The organism is Aneurinibacillus migulanus, assembly GCF_001274715.1.
Classification (GTDB): domain Bacteria; phylum Bacillota; class Bacilli; order Aneurinibacillales; family Aneurinibacillaceae; genus Aneurinibacillus; species Aneurinibacillus migulanus.
Genome location: NZ_LGUG01000004.1, coordinates 1,728,271 through 1,753,400, shown reverse-complemented (window position 1 = coordinate 1,753,400; position 25,130 = coordinate 1,728,271). Strand labels below are relative to the sequence as shown.

Annotated in this window: 26 protein-coding genes; 5 read left to right on the top strand and 21 right to left on the bottom strand. The window is 45.2% G+C overall.

What is annotated here, in order from left to right; translation table 11 throughout:
* The first annotated feature begins 168 nt into the window (after positions 1-168).
* The 4 genes from AF333_RS10350 (at position 169) to AF333_RS10335 (ending at position 3,440) form a co-directional block, all read left to right on the top strand.
* Positions 169-732 carry an ATP-binding protein gene (locus tag AF333_RS10350; protein WP_043065923.1) on the top strand — a complete coding sequence of 188 codons (564 nt, stop codon included), beginning with the start codon at positions 169-171 and terminating at the stop codon, positions 730-732.
* Positions 729-1,775, top strand: a complete 1,047-nt coding sequence (locus AF333_RS10345) for a hypothetical protein (protein ID WP_043065924.1) — start codon at positions 729-731, stop codon at positions 1,773-1,775. The genes AF333_RS10350 and AF333_RS10345 overlap by 4 nt, the downstream gene beginning before the upstream one ends.
* Positions 1,753-2,151 carry an ASCH domain-containing protein gene (locus AF333_RS10340; RefSeq protein WP_043065925.1) on the top strand — a complete coding sequence of 133 codons (399 nt, stop codon included), beginning with the start codon at positions 1,753-1,755 and terminating at the stop codon, positions 2,149-2,151. The genes AF333_RS10345 and AF333_RS10340 overlap by 23 nt, the downstream gene beginning before the upstream one ends.
* Positions 2,152-2,288: 137 nt before the next feature.
* Positions 2,289-3,440, top strand: a complete 1,152-nt coding sequence (locus AF333_RS10335) for a site-specific integrase (protein WP_043065926.1) — start codon at positions 2,289-2,291, stop codon at positions 3,438-3,440.
* A gap of 108 nt (positions 3,441-3,548) precedes the next feature.
* Here the strand turns inward: AF333_RS10335 and AF333_RS10330 are convergent, their stop codons facing one another.
* The 7 genes from AF333_RS10330 to AF333_RS10300 all read right to left on the bottom strand — a co-directional run bounded on the left by AF333_RS10330 (position 3,549) and on the right by AF333_RS10300 (position 10,628).
* Entirely contained in the window at positions 3,549-5,213 is a 1,665-nt protein-coding gene (locus AF333_RS10330) for a ribonuclease J (RefSeq protein WP_043065927.1), read from the bottom strand.
* Between the two features lie 250 nt (positions 5,214-5,463).
* Positions 5,464-6,333: a 4-hydroxy-tetrahydrodipicolinate synthase gene (dapA, locus tag AF333_RS10325; protein WP_043065928.1), complete on the bottom strand. Its 870-nt coding sequence runs from the start codon at positions 6,331-6,333 to the stop codon at positions 5,464-5,466.
* A gap of 11 nt (positions 6,334-6,344) precedes the next feature.
* Positions 6,345-7,571 carry an aspartate kinase gene (gene dapG / locus AF333_RS10320; RefSeq protein ID WP_043065929.1) on the bottom strand — a complete coding sequence of 409 codons (1,227 nt, stop codon included), beginning with the start codon at positions 7,569-7,571 and terminating at the stop codon, positions 6,345-6,347.
* A gap of 22 nt (positions 7,572-7,593) precedes the next feature.
* Positions 7,594-8,646 carry an aspartate-semialdehyde dehydrogenase gene (locus tag AF333_RS10315; protein WP_043065930.1) on the bottom strand — a complete coding sequence of 351 codons (1,053 nt, stop codon included), beginning with the start codon at positions 8,644-8,646 and terminating at the stop codon, positions 7,594-7,596.
* Between the two features lie 77 nt (positions 8,647-8,723).
* Positions 8,724-9,323 (bottom strand): dipicolinate synthase subunit B, encoded by a 600-nt coding sequence (locus AF333_RS10310; RefSeq protein ID WP_043065931.1) that lies wholly within the window; start codon positions 9,321-9,323, stop codon positions 8,724-8,726.
* Positions 9,307-10,218 carry a dipicolinate synthase subunit DpsA gene (gene dpsA / locus AF333_RS10305; protein ID WP_043065932.1) on the bottom strand — a complete coding sequence of 304 codons (912 nt, stop codon included), beginning with the start codon at positions 10,216-10,218 and terminating at the stop codon, positions 9,307-9,309. Before dpsA ends, AF333_RS10310 begins: the two co-directional genes overlap by 17 nt.
* Before the next feature lie 158 nt (positions 10,219-10,376).
* Positions 10,377-10,628 carry a YlmC/YmxH family sporulation protein gene (locus tag AF333_RS10300; RefSeq protein WP_043065933.1) on the bottom strand — a complete coding sequence of 84 codons (252 nt, stop codon included), beginning with the start codon at positions 10,626-10,628 and terminating at the stop codon, positions 10,377-10,379.
* A 141-nt stretch (positions 10,629-10,769) separates the two neighbouring features.
* On the opposite strand from AF333_RS10300, the gene AF333_RS10295 reads away from it, so the two are divergent.
* A complete protein-coding gene (locus AF333_RS10295) occupies positions 10,770-11,459 on the top strand; it encodes a metallophosphoesterase family protein (protein WP_043065934.1) in 690 nt (229 codons plus the stop codon).
* Positions 11,460-11,498: 39 nt separating this feature from the next.
* Here the strand turns inward: AF333_RS10295 and dut are convergent, their stop codons facing one another.
* From dut to rimP, 14 genes are all read right to left on the bottom strand, one after another.
* Positions 11,499-11,948 (bottom strand): dUTP diphosphatase, encoded by a 450-nt coding sequence (dut, locus tag AF333_RS10290; RefSeq protein WP_043065935.1) that lies wholly within the window; start codon positions 11,946-11,948, stop codon positions 11,499-11,501.
* Complete coding sequence (locus tag AF333_RS10285; protein WP_043065936.1) at positions 11,935-13,197, bottom strand: M16 family metallopeptidase; 1,263 nt, start codon at positions 13,195-13,197, stop codon at positions 11,935-11,937. The genes dut and AF333_RS10285 overlap by 14 nt, the downstream gene beginning before the upstream one ends.
* Positions 13,198-13,268: 71 nt before the next feature.
* The gene (locus AF333_RS10280) at positions 13,269-14,219 is read right to left on the bottom strand and encodes a polysaccharide deacetylase family protein (RefSeq protein WP_043065937.1); all 951 of its coding nucleotides are present in this window, start codon (positions 14,217-14,219) and stop codon (positions 13,269-13,271) included.
* Between the two features lie 115 nt (positions 14,220-14,334).
* On the bottom strand, positions 14,335-16,461 hold the full coding sequence (gene pnp / locus AF333_RS10275) for a polyribonucleotide nucleotidyltransferase (protein WP_043065938.1): 2,127 nt from the start codon (positions 16,459-16,461) through the stop codon (positions 14,335-14,337).
* A gap of 184 nt (positions 16,462-16,645) precedes the next feature.
* Positions 16,646-16,915, bottom strand: a complete 270-nt coding sequence (gene rpsO / locus AF333_RS10270; protein WP_021621546.1) for a 30S ribosomal protein S15 — start codon at positions 16,913-16,915, stop codon at positions 16,646-16,648.
* Positions 16,916-17,043: 128 nt separating this feature from the next.
* Positions 17,044-17,988 carry a bifunctional riboflavin kinase/FAD synthetase gene (locus AF333_RS10265; protein WP_043065939.1) on the bottom strand — a complete coding sequence of 315 codons (945 nt, stop codon included), beginning with the start codon at positions 17,986-17,988 and terminating at the stop codon, positions 17,044-17,046.
* Positions 17,989-18,924 carry a tRNA pseudouridine(55) synthase TruB gene (truB, locus tag AF333_RS10260; RefSeq protein WP_043065940.1) on the bottom strand — a complete coding sequence of 312 codons (936 nt, stop codon included), beginning with the start codon at positions 18,922-18,924 and terminating at the stop codon, positions 17,989-17,991. It lies immediately after the preceding gene.
* Positions 18,921-19,919 carry a DHH family phosphoesterase gene (locus AF333_RS10255; RefSeq protein ID WP_043065941.1) on the bottom strand — a complete coding sequence of 333 codons (999 nt, stop codon included), beginning with the start codon at positions 19,917-19,919 and terminating at the stop codon, positions 18,921-18,923. Before AF333_RS10255 ends, truB begins: the two co-directional genes overlap by 4 nt.
* The gene (gene rbfA, locus AF333_RS10250) at positions 19,916-20,278 is read right to left on the bottom strand and encodes a 30S ribosome-binding factor RbfA (protein WP_043065942.1); all 363 of its coding nucleotides are present in this window, start codon (positions 20,276-20,278) and stop codon (positions 19,916-19,918) included. Before rbfA ends, AF333_RS10255 begins: the two co-directional genes overlap by 4 nt.
* A 41-nt stretch (positions 20,279-20,319) precedes the next feature.
* Positions 20,320-22,707, bottom strand: coding sequence for a translation initiation factor IF-2 (gene infB, locus AF333_RS10245; RefSeq protein WP_043065943.1), 2,388 nt, complete (start codon positions 22,705-22,707; stop codon positions 20,320-20,322).
* 17 nt (positions 22,708-22,724) lie between these two features.
* Complete coding sequence (locus AF333_RS10240; protein WP_043065944.1) at positions 22,725-23,024, bottom strand: YlxQ family RNA-binding protein; 300 nt, start codon at positions 23,022-23,024, stop codon at positions 22,725-22,727.
* Positions 23,021-23,296: an RNase P modulator RnpM gene (gene rnpM / locus AF333_RS10235; RefSeq protein ID WP_043065945.1), complete on the bottom strand. Its 276-nt coding sequence runs from the start codon at positions 23,294-23,296 to the stop codon at positions 23,021-23,023. Before rnpM ends, AF333_RS10240 begins: the two co-directional genes overlap by 4 nt.
* A 6-nt stretch (positions 23,297-23,302) precedes the next feature.
* The gene (gene nusA, locus AF333_RS10230) at positions 23,303-24,490 is read right to left on the bottom strand and encodes a transcription termination factor NusA (RefSeq protein ID WP_043065946.1); all 1,188 of its coding nucleotides are present in this window, start codon (positions 24,488-24,490) and stop codon (positions 23,303-23,305) included.
* A gap of 27 nt (positions 24,491-24,517) precedes the next feature.
* Positions 24,518-24,982, bottom strand: coding sequence for a ribosome maturation factor RimP (gene rimP / locus AF333_RS10225; RefSeq protein ID WP_043065947.1), 465 nt, complete (start codon positions 24,980-24,982; stop codon positions 24,518-24,520).
* Between the last annotated feature and the right edge of the window lie 148 nt (positions 24,983-25,130).

The following is a 25,130-nucleotide window of genomic DNA, read 5'->3' as shown; positions in this document are numbered from 1 at the left end:
AAGCGAAGGAGGGGCTATTAGAGATATAAGCTTTTATAGCTTTAGTTATTAATTTGTAATTCAAACTTATATATATACTATAGGTACCCTGTACACAGAAAACGACACCAAGAGACTAAAATCTATTTGTGTCGTTTTCTAATGAAAGTTTGAAAAGCAGGAGGAGTTATGAAAAAAATAATATTTGTTGGTGGAATACACGGTGTAGGAAAAACCTCTTTCTGTAATGAACTCTCCTCTAGTCATAACCTATTACACTATTCAGCAAGTAAACTAATAGCTCAAGAAAAAAAGGAGCAATTTTCCAAAAATAAATATATCGATAACATCGATAAAAACCAAGACTTATTAATTGAAGCAATAAACAATTATACACCTGATAATAAATGGTTTCTTTTAGATGGGCATTTTTGTTTACTAAATAAAGAAGGAATAATTACAAAAGTTCCTGAAGAAACATTTCATATTATGCGCCCTCAAGGGATAATTGTTTTGAAAGATTGTATTGAAAATATAGTACTTAAATTAAGGAAAAGAGATGGCACAGACTATGATATTAATCTACTACAATCTTTCCAGAAAGCTGAGTTGGATTATTCTAGGCTAATATCTCATGAATTAAATATCCCTTTACTTATTTATAATATAACAGATCCTAAAGACGCCCTTTATAGTTTTATCAATACCGTATTACATTCTTATCTTGAAATTAAAGGAGAAAATCGAAAATGAGCGAATATTTAGAGAGAAAGAAATTCCGAAATATCAACCTAGCCGATCCTTTTTTTGATTCATTAAAGTCAGACTATAAGGAATTCGAATCTTGGTACAAAAAGAAAGGAAATGAAGAGGCCTACGTGTTCTATGAAAATGGGTTACTACAAGGATTTCTTTATTTTAAACCCGAAAATGGTCCGATTACAGATGTTGAACCACATATTAATTGTGAAAAAGCCTTAAAAATAGGCACATTTAAGATTACTCCCCATGGTACTAGATTAGGTGAGCGCTTCATAAAAAAAGCACTTGATTATGCTATTTCTTTAGGCGTTGATGTTTGCTATGTAACGATTTTCAAAAAACATACACCTTTATTCGGTCTGCTTAAAAGATATGGATTTTTAGAACAAGCGGCAAAGGATACAGTTAATGGGACTGAAGCTGTTCTCGTTAAAGATTTTAGAGAATTAAGAAATAATATTCTACTGGATTATCCTTTGATCAATGTTAAGGACACAGATAAATATATTTTATCTATTTACCCGCAATACCACTCTAATATGTTTCCCGATTCAATCTTGAGCAATGAAAGTATCGATATATTAGAAGATGTATCATATACAAACAGCATTCACAAGATTTATGTTTGCAGAATGCCAGTAAATCGGGCAACTCGTGGTGATATTTTTGTAATGTACAGAACTAAGGATCAAGGAAAATCTGCTGAATACTCTTCAGTTGTAACCTCTGTTTGTGTAGTTGAAGAAGTAAGAAGCCAAAATGAATTTAGTAACTTTAATGAATTCTTCAAATATGCTACTACCTACAGTATTTTTGATGAGGCAGACTTAAGAAAATGGTACAATATAGGTGGATGCTATACAGTTAAAATGACATACAATGCTGCTCTAAGCAAAAGGCTAATTAGAAAAAAGTTAATCGAAGAGCTTGGTATGGATAGAAACAGTTACTGGGGCTTTTTTAAGTTAACTGATGAACAGTTTAACCGAATATTAGAAGAAGGTGGAGTTAGTGAAAGTATTATTATCGATTAAACCAGAATATGTAGAACAAATTATAAACGGAAATAAAAAATTTGAGTATAGAAAACGGATTTTTAAAAAAAATGTAGAATCAGTAATTGTTTATTCAACAATGCCTGTAGGAAAAATCGTCGGTGAGTTTACAATAGAAAAAATTATAAATGATTCTCCAGAAGAGATCTGGAATCAAACCTGTAAATATTCAGGAGTATCGGAAAATTTTTTTAAAGATTATTTTTCTAAGCATAAAGAAGGCTTTGCAATAAAAATTAAAGATTTCTTAGAATACAAAGAACCTATATCTCCAAAGGATATTTTTAATAATTTTGTAGCTCCTCAATCGTACATGTACGTAGAAGAGGATAAATTAACAGCATTACATAATTAAACACTATATATTATAACGAATACCGTTTGATACCATTGCACATCAAACGGCTTCTTTTTCACTATAAAACAGAACAAACATTCTCATTTTGTTGTACACAGTTTACCCGTATCATTCACATAGAGGAGGTAATTGTTATGAAAGGATATTTCCGTAAGCGTGGCTCTAAGTGGTCCTTTTCCATCGATGTAGGGCGCGACCCGGAAACGGGCAAACGAAAGCAGAAAACCGTTAGTGGATTTAAAACAAAAAAGGAGGCTGAGAAGGCATGTGCTGAACTAATCTCACAAATAGAAAATAATAAATACATCAAAGAATCCACCGATGACTATGAGAGTTATTTATTAGAGTACATGGAGAATGTAGCAAAACATTCCATTCGTCCATCTACTTATGAGCTTCAACTTTTCATATGTAAAAAACACATCATCCCTGAGATTGGAAATTTGAAATTGAAAGATATAAAGCCAAGGCATCTTCAAGCTCTATATTCAAAGAAAATGGATACTGGACTTGCAGCAAGTTACATTCGCAGTATGCATGCTATTATAAGTAAATCTTTACGAAAAGCAGCTGAATGGGGCGTAATAAAAGAAAACATCGCTTCGTTAGTGACTCCACCAAGAATCGAAAAAAGACAGGTAAGAACATGGGATTTAGAAGAAACAAATAAGTTTTTACAAGAGATTAAAAAAAGAAAAACCGGAAACAGTAAGCTATACATTGCTTATATACTAGCTATTTATTGCGGTATGCGTAAAGGAGAAATCCTAGGTTTACGTTGGAAAGATTGCGATCTCGAAAAAGGGTTTATTCGTATCCAGCAAACATTAGTAAAAACAAAAGGAAAGTTATCTTTCCAAGAGCCAAAAACAAAAGGATCGATCCGTACAATCAAAGTGCCTGATTTAGCCATACAAACACTTAAAGCTCATAAACTAAAACAGAAAGAAATCAAGCTTGCTGCCAGTTCTGCTTATAAGGATCATGATTTAGTAGTTGCAAATTGGACCGGCTCGATGATTGACCCTGCCGACATCAATGCTGATTTTAAAATTGCTTGCAAGTTTGCTGACGTACCTCAAATTAGATTTCATGATTTACGCCATACACACGCAACTCTTTTATTACAACTTGGAGAAAATCCAAAAGTAGTGAGTGAACGATTAGGTCATGCTGATGTAAGCATTACTCTTAACACCTATTCTCATGTACTCCCTACTATGCAAGAAGATCTGGCTCAAAATTTTAATGTAGCTATGCAAAATATCAAAAAAAAATCGCTTTAGCACACTAAAGGTGGTCAAAATGTGGTCAAAATGGATTTTTCACAGATTAAAAAAAGCTGAAACCCCTTATATATCAAGGGATTCCAGCTGCTTGTTTTCAGTGTCTGATTATACTTCCATGATAATCGGAAGAATCATTGGACGACGACGTGTCTGTTCATACAGGAAACGTCCGAGCGCATCGCGCACGTTCGTCTTAAGCGACGACCATTCGTTCACGTTTTCTTCCATGCAACGGTTCAGTGTCTGGCCTACAATGCGATTCGCTTCTTCAAGTAATGCTTCCGACTCGCGAACATACACAAAACCGCGCGAGATAATATCGGGTCCTGACAGAATTGTTCCGTTTTGTTTGCTCAATGTAACTACAACAACTAAAATACCATCCTGTGACAATAGCTTTCTGTCGCGTAGTACGATGTTACCTACATCGCCTACACCAAGTCCGTCGATAAGCACGATTCCTGAATGCACCTTCGGACCATAACGGGCTTTGCCCCCGCTAAGCTCAACCGTATCTCCGTTGTCTATTAAGAAAATATTCTCCGGCTGAACGCCGCATTGTTCAGCAAGCAGGGCGTGTTGACGAAGCATTCTAAATTCCCCGTGGATAGGAATAAAGTACTTCGGTTTCATTAGGTTCAGCATGAGTTTCAGCTCTTCCGCGCTACCGTGTCCGGATACGTGGATATTATTACCGTATATTACATCCGCGCCGATACGGAACAGTTGGTCAACCGTGCGCGCTACATACTTCTCATTACCTGGGATCGGTGTGGCTGCGATAAGTACCGTGTCTCCAGGCAGAATGTCGGCTTTACGATGTGCAGAGCGTGCCATACGCGTCAGCGCTGACATCGGCTCCCCCTGACTGCCAGTGGATAGAATAACTACACGCTCGGCAGGGAGTTTATTGATTTCTTCCGGTTCCACCAACATACCTTCCGGAACATTCAGATACCCAAGGTCCATCGCGATATTAACCACATTCACCATTGAGCGGCCAATAACCGTCACTTTACGGTCATACAGCGCAGCCGCGTCGATTACCTGCTGAATCCGATGGATATTGGAAGCAAACGTAGCAACCACAATGCGTCCTTTACATCTGTGGAATTGCTCTTTAATCGCTTCACCAACCTCGCGTTCCGATCCGGTAAAGCCAGGACGTTCCGCATTGGTGCTGTCTGAGAGCAAGGCCAGGACACCGCGCTCACCGATTTTCGCCATTTTTGCCATGTCGGACATCTGATTATTGACAGGCGTCTGGTCGAATTTAAAGTCTCCGGTGTGCACAATATAGCCTTCTGGTGTATCAAGGCACACGCCAACAGAATCCGGAATGCTGTGATTTGTCTTGAAGAACGATGCGGTAAAGCATCCAAGCTCGACTTCAGATTTGTTGTCGATCAGATTGAGCTTGGCTTCTCCAAGAAGACCTGCTTCCTTCAGCTTGACCTCGATCAGCCCGATCGTCAGCTTCGTCGCATATACCGGAACATTCAGGTGGCGCAGCACGTACGAGAGCGCTCCGATATGGTCTTCATGACCATGCGTAATGAGGATACCGCGGATTTTGTCCTTGTTCTCCTGCAAGTACGTAATGTCCGGAATGACAATATCGATGCCAAGCATTTCTTCCTCGGGGAATTTTAAGCCTGCATCGATTACCACGATGTCATCCGCATACTGGACTACATACATGTTTTTGCCAATCTCGCCCACGCCGCCCAAAGCGAAGATTGACAAGGCTTTCTGGTTAAGTTTCGACAAATTGATTCCTCCTAAATATTCAGTTGTAGTTACATTTGATCAAACAAATATTTATTTTATAAAAACCGAACCAGTCACTTGTTAATATTATACATGATGCTTCAAGTTAAAAACAAGTGCTATCAATAGTTACTATGCCCATGAACAACATTTATTATGTAACGATATAGGTACATCGCCTTTCAATGTCCACTGGAAAAAGAAAATAGAGCAGGAAAGTACCTCCCTGCTCTATTCTTACCCAAAATAATTAACTGAATAAACCTTTTACATATTCATGCTCCTGTTCGGTAAGCGAAACCAACGGGAGCCGTACGCCGCCTGTATCTATTCCTTTTAGTGCAAGCGCAGCTTTTACCGGTGTCGGGTTGGCCGTGATGAACAGCCCTTCGAATATCGGCAACAACTTACGATGCCATGCACTTGCTTTCGCAATGTCACCGCCAACAAACGACTGAATCATTTCCGTCATCTCCCGACCGATAACATGGCTTGCTACGCTAATCACGCCTTTACCACCCACTGACATGCATGGTAGCGTCATACCATCATCGCCGGTATACAAAACAAAATCGTCTGGCGTCTGTTCGATAATACGAGACATCTGGCCGGTATCACTGTTCGCTTCTTTAATTGCAATAATGTTGGCCACATCATTTGCTAGACGAATCGTCGTCTCCGGCTGCATATTAATGACAGAACGACCCGGAATGTTATACAGCATTACCGGTAGTCTGGTGCTTCCAGCAATCGTTCGAAAATGCTGATACAGTCCTTCCTGAGATGGCTTATTATAGTACGGTACAACTAACATGATGGCATCTACGCCGATTCCCACCGCTTTTTGTGTTAGCTCGATGGATGCGGCAGTGTTATTGCTGCCAGTACCTGCAATGACCGGTATGCGTCCATCCACGATTTCTACAATATGGCGGAACAACTCTACCTTCTCCTGGCCCGTCAGCGTCGGCGATTCCCCTGTCGTACCTGCGACAACCAGTGCGGTAGACCCGGTAGCAATCAGATGCTCGGTAAGCGCTTCGGTTTTCCGTTTATCTATACGCAACTGCGCATCGAACGGAGTCACCATTGCAGTTACCAATCGTCCAAAATCCATCACGGTCATCCTCCTCAGAATTGCACCTTATCAAGATCAAACGTTTTATGCAGAGCGCGAACCGCACGAACCATATCCACTTCCTTCACCAGCACCCATATGGTCGTATGCGAGTCAGCTGATTGAAGGATTTGGATGTCTTCTTTTGTCAATGCTTCAACGATACGTGCCATAACGCCAGGAACTCCGGCCATGCCCGCACCGATAATAGATACTTTGGCGCAGTGACGTGTCAGGAGTGGTTCATATCCCATAGTATGAAGGATATCCACTGCTTTCTCTACTACTTCATCATGTACCGTATATGCGACACCCAGCGGATTCACATTGATAAAGTCAACACTAATCTCATTCTCGGCCATCGCTTTGAACACCTGCATCTGCAGATCATATTCTCCCTCTTTGGCCATAACTTTAATCTGTGTCACGTTGGACACATGGGCAATGCCAGTAATCAAACGGTCATTCACTTCGCCTGCCACTCGATTTGCTTCTGCTACACTCGTTACCAGCGTACCGCCATCATCTGAGAATGTGGAGCGTACACGAATCGGTGTGTTCGTCTGCATCGCGATTTCTACCGCACGTGGATGAAGAACCTTTGCGCCTTGATACGCCATATTGCAAATCTCGGTGTACGTAATCGTAGATAAGGAACGTGCCTCTTCAACAATGCGCGGGTCCGCCGTCATAATACCATTCACATCGGTAAAAATATCAACCATTTCAGCTTGTAACGCAACACCTAGCGCGGTGGCCGACGTATCACTGCCACCACGTCCCAGGGTCGTTGTATCCCACTCTGTCGTCCGTCCCTGGAAGCCGGTAACGATCACGACTTTCCCCTGCTCCAGCTCACGTACGATACGCTGCGGGTTAATGGTTGCGATTTGAGCATTTGTATAATCATCGTTTGTCAAAATACCGGCCTGGCCGCCCGTCAATACAGCTGTGGTAAAGCCTTTTGCGTTCAACATACTTGCCATTGTGGTAGCGGAGATAACCTCCCCACATGACATAAGCATATCTCTCTCCCGTTTGCCGAGCGCATCCCCGTTCTCTTTGATTAAATCAAGCAAGGTATCAGTTGCATACGGATCACCTTTACGCCCCATCGCGGATACAACAACACACACGCTGTATCCTTGCTCTAGGGCTTTGACGATGTGGTGAGCCGCACGCTCTCTTTTTTCGGCGGTCGTCAAAGACGAACCGCCGAATTTTTGCACAAGTATTCTCATGCTGCTCTCATAGCTCCTTAACTTAAGACTCTGTAATTAGATTGCGTTTAACAAGTTCTTCGGCGATTTGTACGGCGTTCCATGCCGCACCCTTTAACAGGTTATCGGATACGATCCACATGTGCAAGCCCCTCGGGTTGTCAAGATCACGACGTAGGCGTCCGACAAAAGTCTCAAGTTTGTCGGATGCTTCTGTTGCAAGCGGATATTCCTGTTCTTCCGGATTGTCCTGAACTACGATGCCTGGTGCATTTTCAAGCAGCGTACGCACTTCCGCAAGATCGTAGTCATTCTTGAACTCTACATATACCGACTCCGAGTGACCTTTAACAACCGGAATGCGCACGCAGGTTGCGGCTACGGCAATGGTCTCATCGGAGAAAATTTTCTTTGTTTCGCGTACCATCTTCATTTCTTCATTTGTAAAGCCATTTTCTAAAAAGACGTCAATTTGCGGAATAGCATTGAATGCGATTTGGTGCTTCTTCGGAAGCGAACCGACTGGCAGCACTTCCTTTTTCACTTCATTGCCACGAATGATTGCTTCTGTTTGGTCTTTTAGTTCCTGAATTGCTTTGGCACCTGCACCGGATACCGCCTGGTACGTAGAGACGATAATGCGCTCAATACCATATTTTTCGCGCAGTGGCTGAAGCGCCGCCACCATCTGAATGGTGGAGCAGTTTGGATTGGCAATGATACCATTGTGCTCAGCCATTGCTTCCGGGTTTACCTCTGGTACAACGAGTGGTACATTCGGCTCCATACGATATGCGCTTGTGTTATCGACGCAAATCACACCACGTTTTGCCGCTTCAGGTGCAAGCGCTTTGCTTACGCTTCCTCCCGCGCTGAACAAAGCGATTTGTACACCATCAAACGCCTCAGGAGTCGCCTCTTCAATTACGATGTCCTGCCCTTTGAATGGTACCGTCTTTCCCGCCGAACGGGCGGAAGCCAGTACCTTCAGCGATGCAAGTGGGAATTGCCTTACTTCTAGCATCTTTAATATTTGTTCCCCTACTGCGCCGGTAGCGCCGACTACTGCTACGTGATATCCCTTGTTATTCTCCATGTTTCCCACTCCTTTTCGCTCACCAAATATGTGATTCGGTGCGACTATATTTTTTATTATGAAAATAGCAAAAATTGCTATTGCATATAGCGAAATTTCTCTACCAGCATCGGCTGAAGCTGTTTACCTTCTAACGCCGCTTCGCACGTCTCCTTAATGAGTTCCATCCGCGCAACAAGAGAGTTTGGTTTCTTATCGGGAGCGTCCTGACCGTAAGGAACCATATAAATATTCTTAGTCGCCATTACTTTTGCCACGTTCGCTGCATTAAGCCCCAGTCCGTCGTTAGTCGAGATGGCGAGCACTACTGGATGCAGATTCCGCAAAGTAGCTTTGGTTGCCATCATCACCGCACTATCGGTGACTGCGTTAGCCAGCTTGCTCAGCGATGTGCCTGTGCATGGCGCAATAACCATCACATCAAACCGCTTGCTGGGACCAAGCGGCTCGGCGTCTACAATCGTAGCGATGATGTCATTCCCGGTAATGGTCCGCAGTTGTGCCTGCCAATCGTTTGAATTTCCGAAACGAGTATCCGTTGTCGCGACCGTATGACTAATAACCGGCACTACTTCGGCACCTGCATCGACCAGCTTCTGAATCTCTGGCATTACTTCCGCGAATGTACAGTGAGAACCGGTTAATCCGAAGCCGATTGTCTTACCCTTGAGATCCATTTCGATTCCTCCTGTTTCCCGTTTGTTCGAAAACGAGTCGCGACAGTGTATTCGCAATAATCTGTCCCGCAGTTTTCGGTGCAACGATTCCGGGTAACCCAGGAGCAAGGATCGCTTTAATTCCCCTCTTCTCCGCGTACCGGAAGTCGGCACCACCCGGCTTAGAGGCGAGATCAATAATTAGGGCATGATGTTGCATATTTGCAATAACTTTAGCTGTTATAATGACATGCGGAATCGTATTGAAGATTAAGTCAGCGTCGTCGACTTGTTGGCTTAACTCATCGATATGGAACGGGGTCAGTCCCATCTCAAAAATGCGGGCCAAATCCGACGACTTGCGGGCGCCTACGCGCACATGCGCACCTAACGCATGCAGGGCGCGCGCCATGGATACACCAACCCGGCCCAATCCCAAAACCAGGCTGTTCGAATTATGGATCGTAAAATCAGTATTCTGGATAGCCATCATCAGTGCGCCTTCCACCGTAGGAATCGAGTTATAGATGGCGACATCGTCACGGTCCATTAACTCCACAAGACCGAGATTCTGCTTGGCAGCAACGCTCATTAAAAAACTACGGGCAATCCCGGTATAAATACAGCAGTGAGCAGGCAGCGCAGCAAGAATTTCTTCCGTTAATTGCAGAGGTTTGGAGCAAAAAATACTCTCGACGTATCCCTTATCATCCGAACCTACAATCGGCAGAATCAAGGCGTCCACATCGCGCAAGACATCAGCGGAAAGCGGTCGCTTCACCGCACCGGTGAAGTTGCTCTCCCAATTATCAAAGCCGATGAGGGTTACCGCGGCATCCAATTCAATGAATTTCTTGATGACTTCAAGCTGGCGGGCATCCCCACCAATGAAGGCAGCATGAATTCCTGTTAGCATAAGATAACCCCTTTCAAACCATTTTACTGCAAACCTTCGTTAAGATAAAGCCTAAACAACCGCTGCAGCTATGGTTTCCCGGAATTCGTTGCATTTCTACCCTCATCGTATTCCATGTATGCCTTTATGGTGACAGCCGCCTGCCTGTTCATTTTCTATTAATCCTTTGCTATTCTTTCCTTCATTTCGACAATAATCATCTCGCTGCCGACTTTGCGAATCGCTTTCCACGGAATGATGACTTCTTCTTTCTTGCGTCCCAGGCTGAGCAGGCTGCCTGTGGGAAGGATGATGGATTCAATCTTACCTGTCGATGGATCAATGATCATATCGGATTGTCCAACAACACCCATTCGCTCACCGTTATCTAGGTCAATAATTTCTTTGCCCCCTAATTCACTGTATCGCATCAAATCGCCTCCTTGTATGGAATAGATATTAAGCTTGGTATACTAGATATATACGTTTGCTTTTTCATTTTCATAAGTAGAACAGGGACAGATATTCAGCAATATTTATGTTCAGTACATCATACATAGGAGAGATGGAGAATGCGCACACTGTGCATTTCAGATATTCACGGGCAATATGATGCGTTTTGCCGTCTGCTCGACACTATACAATACAGTCCGATTTCCGATCAGCTCATATTGTTAGGAGATTTCATCGACGGAGGTCCCCATGGTAGGCAGGTAGTGGATAAGGTAATAGAATTGTCACGCGAAGGCTCCATCGCTGCTATCCGCGGAAATCACGAAGAAGCGTTTCTTGCTTGGCTACATGGAGAACTTCCGGAATATACGAAAGACTACAAGGCGTTACCGACGCTGAAAGATTACATCGGGGAGACGATAGAGAACAGCGGAGAAAAAAAGCTGCGCAAACAAATTCAGGACGCTTATGCTCATCACGTAGAATGGATGAAGAAGTTGCCTTACTATTACGAAACTCCAACACATATTTTCGTGCATGCCGGAATTGACCCGGCGCGTCCTCACTGGAAGGATACGCCATGCCGAAAGCTGGTCTCTATCCGTAAGAAGTTTTTTCTTCATCCAACTGGACTTTCTCAAACCGTTATCTTCGGTCACACACCAGGCTTCAAGCTGCACGGTCGTGACGATATCTGGATTAGCAAAGACAAAATCGGCATTGACGGCGGAGCCGGCCACAATCGTCAGCTTAACTGTCTCTCTATTACAGATGATGGATACGAAACCTATAGCGTATCCATCCATTAAAAATGAGGGAAGCAAATTGCTTCCCTCATTTCACAAACGTTACACTCCAGTATGTCCAAATCCCCCACTGCCACGCTCTGTCTCGTCAAGCGAGTCCACCTGCGTTACCTGTACACGTGGTACCCACTGAAATACGAGCTGGGCGATTCTGTCTCCTCGCTCCACAGTGAACGTCTCCGAACCATGGTTGATTAGGATAACGCCTACTTCACCCCTGTAATCTGCATCAATTGTGCCGGGAGCATTTAACGTCGTAATACCCTTTTTGTATGCCAGACCACTACGAGGACGAACCTGGGCTTCCAGGTTGGCCGGCATTGCCATAGCGAAGCCGGTTGGAATTAATGCTCTTTCTCCCGGCTGTAGTGAAACTGGCGCGGAAACAGCGGCACATAAGTCAAAACCACTAGCTAGCTCCGTCATTTTCTGGGGCATGCCAATGTCTTCATTTCCCGGTAAAACAGTGATTTTTACGTTAGCGTCGTACAAGAATATCGCTCCTCATATACTCTGGAATTGCCTCAAGTGGACTAACAAGCGCCGTTGCCACCGGCTTGCTGAAAATTTCTCCTGCTACGTTTCTTACACTCTCGACGGTAACCGACTCCACACGCTGAATAATCTCATCGAGTTCCAGATGACGTGCAAGTAAAAGTTCATTCTTACCAAGGCGGCTCATACGGCTACTCGTGCTCTCCAGGCTTAGCATCAAGCTACCTTTAAGCTGTTCCTTTCCTTTCTTTAGCTCATCATCGCTGATGCCTTTTTCGCGCAACTCGGCCACCGTATTCATCATGACACGGTATACCTCTTCTAGTTGCTTGGTGGCCGTACCGGTATACAGCGTAAACGTGCCTGTATTTTTAAATGCGGAATGATACGAATATACGGAGTACGCAAGACCACGCTCTTCACGTACTTCCTGGAACAAGCGCGAACTCATGCTGCCACCAAGTATATTGTTCATCAGGATAAGTGAATAAATATTCGGATGACCTACATCGTAGCCTGGAAATGATAGGCAAAGATGCGCCTGCTCCGTCTCCTTTTTCTTCCAAACTGTTCCCGCCGTAAATTCCGGTTTGGTGTCCGGGGTGAGCTCCCGCGTCGTGCGCTTATACCCGGAAAAGTGACGGGTAATCTCTTCAAGCAGCGTATCGGATACATTGCCCGCCACGGTAATTACCGTCTGCTCTGGCGTATAGCGCGATTCGATGTAATCCTGTACATTATCTCGGGTAATTTTGTTTAATACGTCTTCCGTTCCAAGAATGCTGTAGCCAAGCGGATGTGTTTCATAGCACGCCTTAGCCACTAAATCATGTACAAGGTCATCTGGCGTATCATCATACATGCGAATCTCTTCAATAACAACGTTCTTCTCTTTTTGCAATTCTTGTTCATCAAATACAGAATTGAAATACATGTCGGACAGAATACTAAGCGCATTCGGAGCATGTTCATCGAGCACGCGTGCATAGTAGCATGTATATTCTTTTGAAGTGAACGCATTTACGTGTCCACCGATTTGATCGAATGCTTCGGCGATTTGCTTAGCGGAGCGAGTCGCTGTACCCTTGAACAACATATGCTCGATGAAATGGGAAATTCCGTTCAGTTCCGTATTTTCATATTTTGAGCCTGTGCCGATCCAAATGCCCAGCGCAACGGAGCGGACAGTCGGGATTTTCTCAATAATGACGCGCACGCCATTTTCCAGCGTGTATTTTTCTATCACTACGGCTTTCCTCCTCTATGGCGACAAGTATGTCACATATTTCTTTACTATAGCAAACTTAAGATATTCGCTCAATAGGAGGGCACGCGGCGGGTGGAGAGGGTATCGCTGACCGTACCGAGCGCAAGTTTCTTTTCTTTCGCATACCGGATGAGCTGAGGCAGTGCCTCTGCGGTCGATTTTGTCGGATGCATCAGCACAAGCACGCCGTTATTGATTTTCGGGGCGACAGTACGAAACCATTGCTCCGATGTCGGATTACGCCAATCGACCGTATCAGCCGTCCATAATATTGTCTTTAATTTGTAGCGTGCAGCCATATCAACGACCCGCTGGTCAAAATCACCAGATGGTGGAGCGAACAAGGTAGGCGTGATTCCAGTCGCCTGAACAATGACAGCATTCGTTTTTGTAATCTCCTGCTCCATACGAGTGAGTGAAAGCCGACTCATATTCGGGTGCGAATAGGCATGACTGCCGATTTCGTGTCCGGCTTCTGCGATTTTCTTTGCTTCATCTGGATATTTCTTCGTCCAGCTACCGTCAAGAAAAAAGGTCGCTTTTACTTTTTCTTTTTCCAATGCTTTTAGAATGGAAGGCAGATATTCATTGCCCCAAGCAACATTAATCATAACAGAAATCATAGGCTTTTCCGGATTGCCCCGATAAATGGGGGAGGATTCCAATTGATCGATATGAACAGCTGGCTCTACTTCTCGAAAAACGATGAGTGACTCATCCCACTTCCCGGCCTGCTGCATACGTTTTACTGTTTTCTCCTCATCAACCTGGAGCCCGTTATACCCTGGGATTCCTTTCCAAATTGCATCGATACGCGCATTCACAGGCGCGATATTTTTCGTACGGGCCAGTTCCTTTAATTTTCCCTCCCATTGCTCTGTTTGATTCGTAAGGGTAGCCTGATCCATTTTTTTCGATGCGATATACAAATTCACCGACTCTGATGTCATGACGGTATATAAAAGAAAAAAAAAGCATAGCGAAGCCAGCAAACGGTTCATCCTTTTCCATCACTCCCACGCACAGATAAGTTTGTACAATCCTATGCGGGAAGATAGGCAAGCATACATAAAAAAATAGCGACGGACTCAATGTCTCGTGTCGCTATCTTCCTTCTTACTGGTTATTGCTTTCAGCTTCAGCTGCTTTTTCTTGTTGTTTTCTTTCTTTCAATAGTGCCTTGTGTGAGAGATTGACACGACCTTGATTGTCGATTTCAGTCACCTTCACTTCCAGCTTATCGCCGATGGATACTACGTCCTCAACCTTACCTATACGTTCTTCCGCAAGTTGGGAGATATGAACAAGTCCCTCTTTACCTGCGAACAATTCCACGAACGCGCCGAACTTCTCGATACGCTTGACTGTACCGTTGTAGACTTGTCCCACTTCAACTTCTCGTACAATGTCTTCAATGATTTGTTTTGCCTTTGCATTTGCATCGGCGTCAGGTGAAGCGATATAAACACGACCATCCTGTTCGATGTCGATTTTTACGCCAGTCTCTTCAATAATTTTGTTGATTACACGACCACTTGGTCCGATAACGTCACGGATTTTGTCCGGATTGATACGCATAATCGTAATTTTTGGCGCAAACCGTGAAAGCTCTTGACGAGGCTCTTGAATGGCTTCTTCCATTTTAGCAAGAATGAACAGACGTCCTTCACGAGCTTGATTCAACGCTTGCTCGAGAACCTGACGATTGATGCCTTCGATTTTGATATCCATCTGCAGCGCAGTCACACCTTTACGTGTACCTGCTACTTTAAAGTCCATATCGCCCAGATGATCTTCCATACCTTGAATGTCGCTCAGAATCGTCATGTGCTCGCCGTCTTTAACAAGACCCATGGCGATACCAGCTACCGGCGCCTTAATTGGTACACCTGCTTGCATCATTGCAAGCGTGCTCGCACAAATGCTTGCCTGAGAACTTGATCCGTTGGATTCAAGCACTTCGGATACGAGACGAATCGTGTATGGGAATACATCTTCACCCGGAATAACCGGCTCAAGTGCACGTTCTCCAAGCGCTCCGTGTCCGATTTCCCGACGCCCTGGTGCACGCAGCGGACGAGCTTCGCCTACGCTGTACGGAGGGAAATTATAATGATGCATAAAACGTTTCGATTCTTCAAGGCCAAGACCGTCAAGAATCTGTACATCACCAAGCGCACCAAGCGTACATACACTAAGCACCTGGGTTTGTCCACGCGTAAACAAACCGGAACCGTGCGTACGTGGCAATAGATCAATTTCGCAGGAAATTGGACGAATTTCATCGAGTCCACGCCCGTCCGGACGCACTTTATCATGCGTAATGAGGCGACGCACTTCTTGCTTCACGATATCGTGAAGAATTTCGTTTATTGCTACTTCCTGTTCTGGATACGTTTCTGCAAAATGCTCCAGCGTTTCTTCATTAATAGCATCGATCGCAGCATAGCGCGCTTGCTTCTCTTCGATACGAACCGCTTCTATTAGTCGAGCTTCCGCATATTCTTTCACGGCTGTTTCTATTTCCTCATCAAAGGAAACAAGCTCTACTTCCATCTTTTCTTTGCCTACCTCGGATGCAATCATCCGGATTTGTTCCACGATTTTGCGGATTTCTTCATGACCGCGCATAATCGCCTCTAGCATGACTTCTTCCGGCACTTCATCGGCACCTGCTTCAACCATGTTAATGGCATCATATGTACCAGCCACGGTTAGATTTACATCGCTTTTCTCCAGCTGTTCCACAGTTGGATTGACGATGAACTCTCCATCAACTCGGCCAACAATCACGCCACCAATCGGTCCGTTAAACGGCACATCGGAAATGCTCAGCGCCGCGGATGTACCGATAATCGCCGCAACTTCCGTCGAACAATCCTGATCTACGGACATTACCGTATTAACAATTTGTACTTCATTGCGGAATCCTTCCGGGAACAACGGACGAATCGGGCGGTCGATCACGCGGCTTGTCAGCGTTGCCTTCTCGCTCGGACGCCCTTCCCGTTTAATGAAACCACCTGGAATTTTACCGACAGCATACAGTTTTTCTTCATAATTTACTGTTAACGGAAAAAAATCAAGGTGAGAAGGTTTCTTGGATGCGGTTACCGCACTAAGCACCGCAGAATCTCCATAGCGCACCATCACGGCGGCATTTGCTTGCTTGGCTAGTTTGCCGTATTCGATCGACATTTTCCGCCCAGCGAGCTCAAATTCATATACTTTTACTTCATCCATAAAAAGATAATGCCTCCTCTCGTGCTCAACAAAAAATATTTCGTCATTCTTCTATTATTTCCTGCAATGAAAGGAAATAAAAAAAAACTTGCTAAAAACAAAAAGACAGCAATAAACAAATGTCCATATTCAAATTTATCCAATGACAATAGACACGAAAAAAGCGGGGAATCCCCGCTTTCTCTTATCGGCGTAAGCCTAATTTGTTGATTAACTCACGGTAACGAGTAACATCTTTGTCTTTCAGATAAGCCAGCAGGTTGCGGCGTTGACCAACCATTTTCAACAATCCACGACGGGAATGGTGGTCTTTTTTGTGCGTACGAAGATGATCGTTCAAGTAGTTAATTTTCTCAGTAAGGATAGCAATTTGCACTTCTGGAGATCCAGTGTCGGACTCATGAGTGCGGTACTCTCCGATCAGTTGCTGCTTGCGTTCTTGTGTCAGAGCCATCCTATTCACCTCCTCATTAAAATCCCCAATGCCCTAGAAATCCGTTGGTGACTCGAACTTCCAAGCCATGGTTGTTTACCTAACAAAATATACTATATCACAGTCAGGGAATGGAGTAAAGTCCTGCTTTATACGATGGACAACTTAGCGAACTGCTCTTTCGCAGTCACCACATCTGAGTTAATCTGTGCAATCAGGGCATCTACTCCGGCAAATTTCTGTTCTTCTCTAATAAAGAACAGAAATTCTACTTCCATTGTTTTATCATAAATATCACCTGCGAAATCGAACAAGTGAACCTCAAGTGACTTTTCTTTACGTTCATTCTCAAATGTGGGCTTAATGCCTACGTTCATTACTCCGTAGTACGCCTTGCCTTCCAATTCAGCGCGCACGCCATATACCCCGTTCCGTGGTACAATATAAGGAGCGGATAGGCGAAGGTTTGCCGTCGGAAATCCGATGGTGCGCCCACGTTTTTCTCCATGCACTACCGTACCCCGCACACGATATGGACGGCCAAGAAATTGCGTCGCTTCTTTAATCTTACCGCTATACAAGTATTCGCGAATAAGAGTACTGCTAATCTTCTCACCGAACCGGTTTACCGGCGCTACCACATCGACACCGTAACGTCCATTTGCATGTTCTTTCAAGGTGAACACCGTACCTTTGCCCCTATGTCCAAATGTGTAGTCGAATCCGACCACTACATGCTTGGCAGAGAGCTGCATGAGAAATTCATCGATGAAATCTTCCGGATAAATGGCGGCAAACGAAATGTTAAAATGGACAACGTAAGCAACATCTACCCCCATTGTCTTCAGTTGTTCAAGCTTCTCGTCTACGGGCGTCAGATACTGGGTATAACCACTCTGACCAAGCACCTCGCGCGGATGCGGATCAAATGTCATGACAGCAGACTTCGTTCCTAAGGATTTCGCCGTATCGATCGCTTTTTGAATCACGCGGCGATGTCCGGCATGGACGCCGTCAAAATAGCCCAGGGCAAGCACACATGGCTCCCCTTTGAAATCGGGCGGTAGCGGATAATGCAAACGTTGGATTTCCATTTATGCCTCCCCCTCCGGAAACACTCTTACAGGTTTGGATTCGACACCGTTCTCTTTATCTATATATACCACTTCATGCAACGCAAGAAAAGCACCACCTGGGCTGTATAAACGAATTTTATCTCCGATTTGCCAATCATCCGGTTTACGGTGACGTTGGCTTAGCCCGTTACGCATCGCCTTTACCCGGCCTTCCGGTACGGTTACGGCTGAATATTGGGATAGCCCAACATCCAGCGGGTACAGGAGATGTTGCAGAATACCTTCGCTCGCGGCTTCTTCCATCTGTTCTAGCGTAACACATTGCTCGAGCGTAAACGGCCCACTCTTAATTCGCTGCAAATAAGACATATGAGCAGGATAGCCAAGCGCTGAACCGATATCTACGCATAGCGTACGGACATATGTACCTTTAGAACAAGCAACCGTAAATGTAACGCTTGGCCTCTCTTCCGTAAGCTGCATGTCTTCAATATCGATTTTATAAATGGTTGCGGAGCGAAGTTTCCGCTCCACCGTCTTACCTTGTCGCGCAAGTTCATGCAACCGTTTTCCGTCTACTTTCACCGCAGAATACATTGGAGGCAGCTGTTCAATATTGCCAAGAAATTTCTCCATTGTCTCCCGCACCTGTACCTCACTCAATGCCGGTTCTATGGCCTTTTCCTCAATAACCTCTCCGCTCGCATCCTGCGTATTAGTAGCTGTGCCTATTACCATGGTCGCCCGATATACTTTCGGTGCTTCATGTAAATAATCAGCTACTTTAGTAGCCGGTCCAATACAAATAGGCAGCACGCCGGTCACATCTGGATCCAATGTACCGGTGTGTCCTACTTTTTTTGTGCGTGCAATACGTCGTACTTTCATCACACAGTCATGTGAAGTCATTCCTGCCTGCTTGTAAAGCGGGATAATGCCAGATAATCCACTCATGACTTATCGCCACACTCTCTTAAAGCTTCGCTGACCTTTTGTATGACGATACGTTTCGCTTCCATGAGCGGCGCAGCTACAGTACAACCGGCGGCACGTATGTGACCGCCTCCACCAAGCGATTTGGCGATGGATGCGACATCGACCTCACTTCGTGAACGAAAGCTTACTTTTATCTGATCTTCCGCCACTTCCTTAAATAACACACCGACTTCTACTCCATCGATGTTGCGGCCGTAATTTACGATTCCTTCAGTATCCTCACTGCTAGCACCTGTCGCCGTTAAATCCGAGAGCGTGACAGTAAGATAGGCTGCTTTATCATCATCCGTAAGCTGTAACGTCTGCAAGGAACGCTGCAAAAGGCTTATGTGCGCTTTGGTAATCGATTCTAATACCCGTTCTGCAATGCTTCCTGGTTCCACTCCGTAGCCAAGCAACTCGGATGCGGCTGCCATGACATGTGATGTCGTATTAGAGTAGCGAAATCCCCCGGTATCGGTTAATAATCCCGTATACAAACAAGTCGCTAATTCTTTCCCCGGCACAAGCTGTATATGATTAATTAAATCAAAGATAATTTCTGCTGTAGCCGCCGCATCTGTCCGAACCAGATTGACTGTACCGAACAAATCGTTCGTCGGATGATGGTCAATGTTCAACAGTGCACAATTCGGTGCGAACCACATCTTCACCTCTCCGATACGAGCAAAATCGGCGCAATCGCAAGTAATTATCGCATCATATGTATGACGTTCCGCCTGAACGGAAGCGTCTATAATCTCATCCGCTCCAGGCAGGAACATAAATTTGACAGGGGTCTCTCCTTCGTTGACGAGTGTGGCCTGCTTGCCTAATCGGTGCAAAATCCACTTCATCGCCAGCAAAGAACCAGTGGCATCCCCATCAGGATTAACATGGTTCACAACAAGAAAATGATCATGTTCGTTCAGGAAGCTTGCTGCAGCTTCTAGGGATGCCTTGTACGAACTCATTCTTTGTCTTCCCCTTCTTCTTCTTTAATCTTCGTCAGCAGCGACTCGATACGGCTACCGTATTCTACGGATTCATCAAACTTGAACAGCAAATCAGGCGTATGACGCAGACGGACACGTCGACCGATTTCCGTACGCATGAACCCTTTCGCTTTTTCGAGCGCTTTAAGTGTATCTCCCCGCTGTTCTTCGCCACCGAGTACACTAATAAACACTTTTGCTTGCGAAAGGTCCCCGGATACTTCTACTCCGGTTACAGTAACGAATCCGATACGAGGGTCTTTAATCTCCCGCTGAATGATTTGGCTGAGCTCTTTTTTAATCTGTTCGCCTACACGATTGGTGCGAATATTGCCCATATCGTTCTCACCTCATTCTGACTGAACATGAACGTTCAGAATTACTGAGCGACTTCCTCCATAATAAATGCTTCAAGGACGTCCCCTTCTTTAATATCGTTATATTTCTCTACTGTAATACCACATTCATAGCCTTGAGCTACTTCACGGGCATCATCTTTAAAGCGCTTGAGTGCATCGATTTTTCCTTCATAAATGACGATACCTTCACGAATGACACGGATGCCGGCATCACGCTGAATTTTACCATCCGTGATATAGCATCCTGCAATTGTACCGACACGGGATACTTTGAACGTCTGGCGTACCTCAGCCTGACCGATAACTTTCTCTTCGTATACCGGTTCAAGCATACCTTTCATTGCTGCTTCGATTTCTTCCATAACTTTGTAAATAATGCGGTGCAGACGAATGTCTACCTTCTCTGCTTCCGCCGTCACACGAGCGTTCGGTTCTGGGCGAACATTAAACCCGATAATGATGGCATTTGATGCAGACGCAAGGATAACGTCAGATTCGGTAATTGCACCGACGCCAGTATGAATGATCTTCACACGCACGCCCTCAACATCAATTTTCTCAAGCGAACCGCGCAGCGCTTCTACAGAACCCTGTACGTCCCCTTTGATAATCACGTTGATGTCTTTCATTTCGCCTTCTTTAATCTGGTTGAACAAATCATCAAGCGATACGCGGGCAGAAGCACGAAGCTCTTTCTCGCGACGGCTAGCCGAACGACGTTCACCAACTTGACGTGCCATTTTCTCGTCCTCGAATACCATAAACTGATCGCCGGCCTGCGGAACATCATTCAAACCAGTGATTTCAACCGGTGTAGATGGTGGGGCTTCCTTAATGCGACGGCCTTTATCGTTGACCATTGCACGGATACGGCCAAATGCTGTACCAACAACGATCGGGTCACCGATTCTTAACGTACCATGCTGCACAAGAATTGTAGCGACCGGTCCACGTCCCCGATCAAGCTCTGCTTCAACAACTGTACCACGCGCACGTTTATTCGGGTTCGCCTTCAATTCTTGCACTTCCGCTACAAGTAGAATCATCTCAAGAATGTCATCAAGGCCTTCCCGCTTCAACGCGGATACGTGTACGAAAATCGTATCGCCACCCCAATCCTCCGGTACGAGACCATGTTCCGTCAATTCCTGCTTCACCCGATCCGGATTAGCTGAAGGTTTATCCATTTTATTAACTGCCACGATAATCGGTACATTGGCTGCTTTTGCATGGTTAATCGCCTCAACCGTTTGTGGCATCACACCATCGTCTGCCGCTACGACAATAATAGCGATATCAGTTACTTGCGCACCGCGTGCACGCATCGTTGTAAACGCGGCATGGCCCGGAGTATCAAGGAAAGTAATTTTTTTGCTATGTCTCACTACTTGATAAGCACCAATATGTTGCGTAATACCGCCTGCTTCCGTAGAAGTCACGTTCGTTTCCCGGATCGCGTCAAGCAACGTCGTTTTTCCGTGGTCGACGTGGCCCATAATGGTTACAACCGGCGGACGTTCTTCGAGCGTATCCGGCTCGTCGATTTCCTCAATATTTTCAAAATCGCTATAGTCAAGCTCGATTTTTTCTTCGACCTCGATTTCATAATCGGCAGCGATAAGGTGGATCGTATCTAACTCCAGCTCCTGATTGATCGTAGCCATTACACCGAGACCGAACAGCTTCTTGATAATTTCAGAAGGCTGTTTTTTCATTTTCTTGCCCAGTTCGGCTACTGTCATCGGACCAGATACTGTAATTTTATCCACTTTCACTTCCGGTCTAGGCTGTTGTTGTTGCTTGCTATGTGGACGCTTTACTCCTTTGTTCATCTCGGCTGATTTCTTTTTGTCATCAAAACGATTGGAACGATTGTTTGGTTTCTGCGCCCCTTTGCCTCGGCCCTGGTTATCTCGCGATGGTCTGCCACCTTGACCTTGTGGCTTACCGCCTTGCCCCTGCGGTCTACCGCCTTGACCTTGTGGTCTGCCGCCTTGCCCCTGCGATCTACCACCTTGACCCTGCGGTCTACCGCCTTGACCTTGTGGTCTACCGCCTTGACCCTGCGGTCTACCACCTTGACCCTGCGGTCTACCACCCTGACCTTGATTGTTGCTACGTTGCCCTTGACCTGTGCTGTTCCGGTTTTCACTATTTACATTTTGTTTATTCTGTTCTTGTTTTTTTTCCATCGTCCCACTCTTTTCCGTATCATGCTTTTGTTTTTCTTGACCATCTGCGCGTTGTTTTACCTGCTTCAAATGCTGCTCTACCTTTTGAATCGTGCTGTCTTCTAGTGTACTCATGTGGTTGTTTACCGATAAATTGAGCTTAGTAAGCAGATTAATCATCTGCTTACTGCTAATGCCAAGTTCTTTGGCATATTCATGTACTCTCAATTTACTCATTTATCCACCCCCGACAGTTATTGGTTCATCAGCTGCGTCAATCTTTCTGCGAAGCCGGCATCGGTCACGCCAATGACAACTCGTTGCTCCTTTCCAAGCGCGGCGCCAAGCGTTTGTCGATTGCCGTATGGTACGCAGGAAACTTTGTAGCTGCCGCACTTATCCATTACTTTTTTGCGGGTATTCGGGGATGCATCGTCCGCCAGTATGACCAGGTGTACCTGCCCTTGACGAACGGCCTTGATGACGAGTTCTTCTCCCGTGATGAGCTTGCGGGCCCGCTGCGCCAGGCCAATCATCTGCTCTACTTTATTCATTTACGCACATGCCTCATAAATTCTTGTTCTAGCGCTTCATACATCGCGTCTGTTACTTCTGCTTTCAAAGCGCGGTTAAGAAGCTTCTTCTTTTTTACAATATCAAATGCTTCCCGGGAGCGGCATACGTATGCACCACGCCCTGATGCTTTGCCGGTCGGGTCGACTTTAACCTCGCCCTCCGGTGTCCGCACAATGCGCAGCATATCGCGCTTATCATACATCTCCTGAGTGGCGATGCATTTGCGTTGCGGAGTTTTTCTCGATTTCACAACGCCCTACTCCCTTTCATCCACGACATCGGCCGTGGAAGCCTCTTCAACTGCATTAGCTTCGATATCGTACGCCTCATCCTGTACCAAGGCTTCTTCCGTTTCTTTGAATCCTTTGGCCGGAATGACAGAAACCGGTTCACTATATACGAACCCTTCTTCTGCAGCCTGTGTTTCACTTTTAATATCGATTTTCCACCCAGTCAGCTTAGCGGCAAGACGAGCGTTCTGCCCTCGCTTCCCGATAGCAAGCGACAACTGATAGTCCGGCACGATGACACGTGTTACCTTCTCACCCTCATATACGGTTACATGTACAACTTTTGAAGGACTCAGTGCATTAGCCACATATTCAGCTGTCTCTTCCGACCATTTCATAATATCGATTTTTTCGCCTTTCAATTCTTGCACGATCGTCTGTACACGCATGCCTTTCGGACCAACACAGGCACCTACTGGATCTACGTTCGGATCGGCAGAGTAAACAGCGATTTTAGAGCGATCTCCTGCTTCGCGCGCCACGGACTTAATCTCCACGACACCATCGAATATTTCCGGAACTTCTAACTCAAACAAGCGTTTCAGAAGGCCCGGATGAGTACGGGACACAAATATCTGCGGACCCTTTGTCGTTTTTTCTACTTTTGTAATAAATGCTTTGACTCTATCACCCTGCTTGAACGATTCATTAGGCATTTTTTCATTCAGCGGCATTAACGCTTCTACTTTACCTAAATCGATATAATAGAACCGGCCGTCTTGGCGCTGTACAATACCTGTTACAATGTCTTGTTCACGGTCAATAAATTCGCTATAAATAATGCCTCGTTCCGCTTCGCGGATACGCTGGGTGACGACCTGTTTAGCTGTTTGCGCTGCAATGCGTCCAAAATCACGCGGAGTAACCTCCATATCAATAATGTCATCAACCATATAGTTCGGATCGATTTCCTGCGCTTCATCAAGCGAGATTTGAGCACGAGGATCCGTTACTTCTTCTACTACAGTTTTGCGGGCAAATACACGCACATTGCCCAATTCGCGGTTAATATCGACACGCACATTTTGCGCAGAATTAAAATTACGTTTATAGCCGGAGACAAGCGCTGCTTCGATTGCTTCGATCAGCACTTCTTTGCTAATTCCTTTTTCTCTCTCTATCTCATGTAATGCTTCAATAAACTCGGCGTTCATTGTTATCCCTTATCCTCCTTTCAAATCTTAAAACACGATTGCGAGGCGGGCGCTGGCGACTTTGTCGCGTGGAATGAGTGCGCTTGCTTTCGCTTCTTTGATTTCGAGCTGTTTACCGTCATAAGAGACAAGTTCGCCTTCGAATACTTTGGAGCCGTTGATCGGCTCGTAAGTGGTCACATGTACATGCTTGCCCACCGCACGCTCAAAATCCTGCTCTTTTTTCAACGGTCGCTCAGCACCAGGTGAAGATACTTCAAGGAAGTATGCCCCAGGAATCGGATCGATCTCGTCCAGCTTCTTGCTCAGCTTCTCGCTGACACGCCCGCAATCTTCGATATCAACGCCGCCTTCTTTATCGATGTAGACACGGAGGAACCAGTTACTGCCCTCTTTTTTGTATTCGATTTCGACGAGCTCCAAATTTTCTTCTTCCAGAATCGGTGCGACCAGCTCTTCGGTCACGGCGATTACATGTTGACTCAAGGACATTAACCCCCTAGAACAAGTTCAGTAGAATGCAAAGTAAATATAGCCCGCTTCCCTGGCTAAAAGGAAAGAGTGGGTTTCCCCACTCTTTGCGTCATCACATTACGTATACTTAGTATTACCAAAAAGTATTATAGCATAATCACCAAAC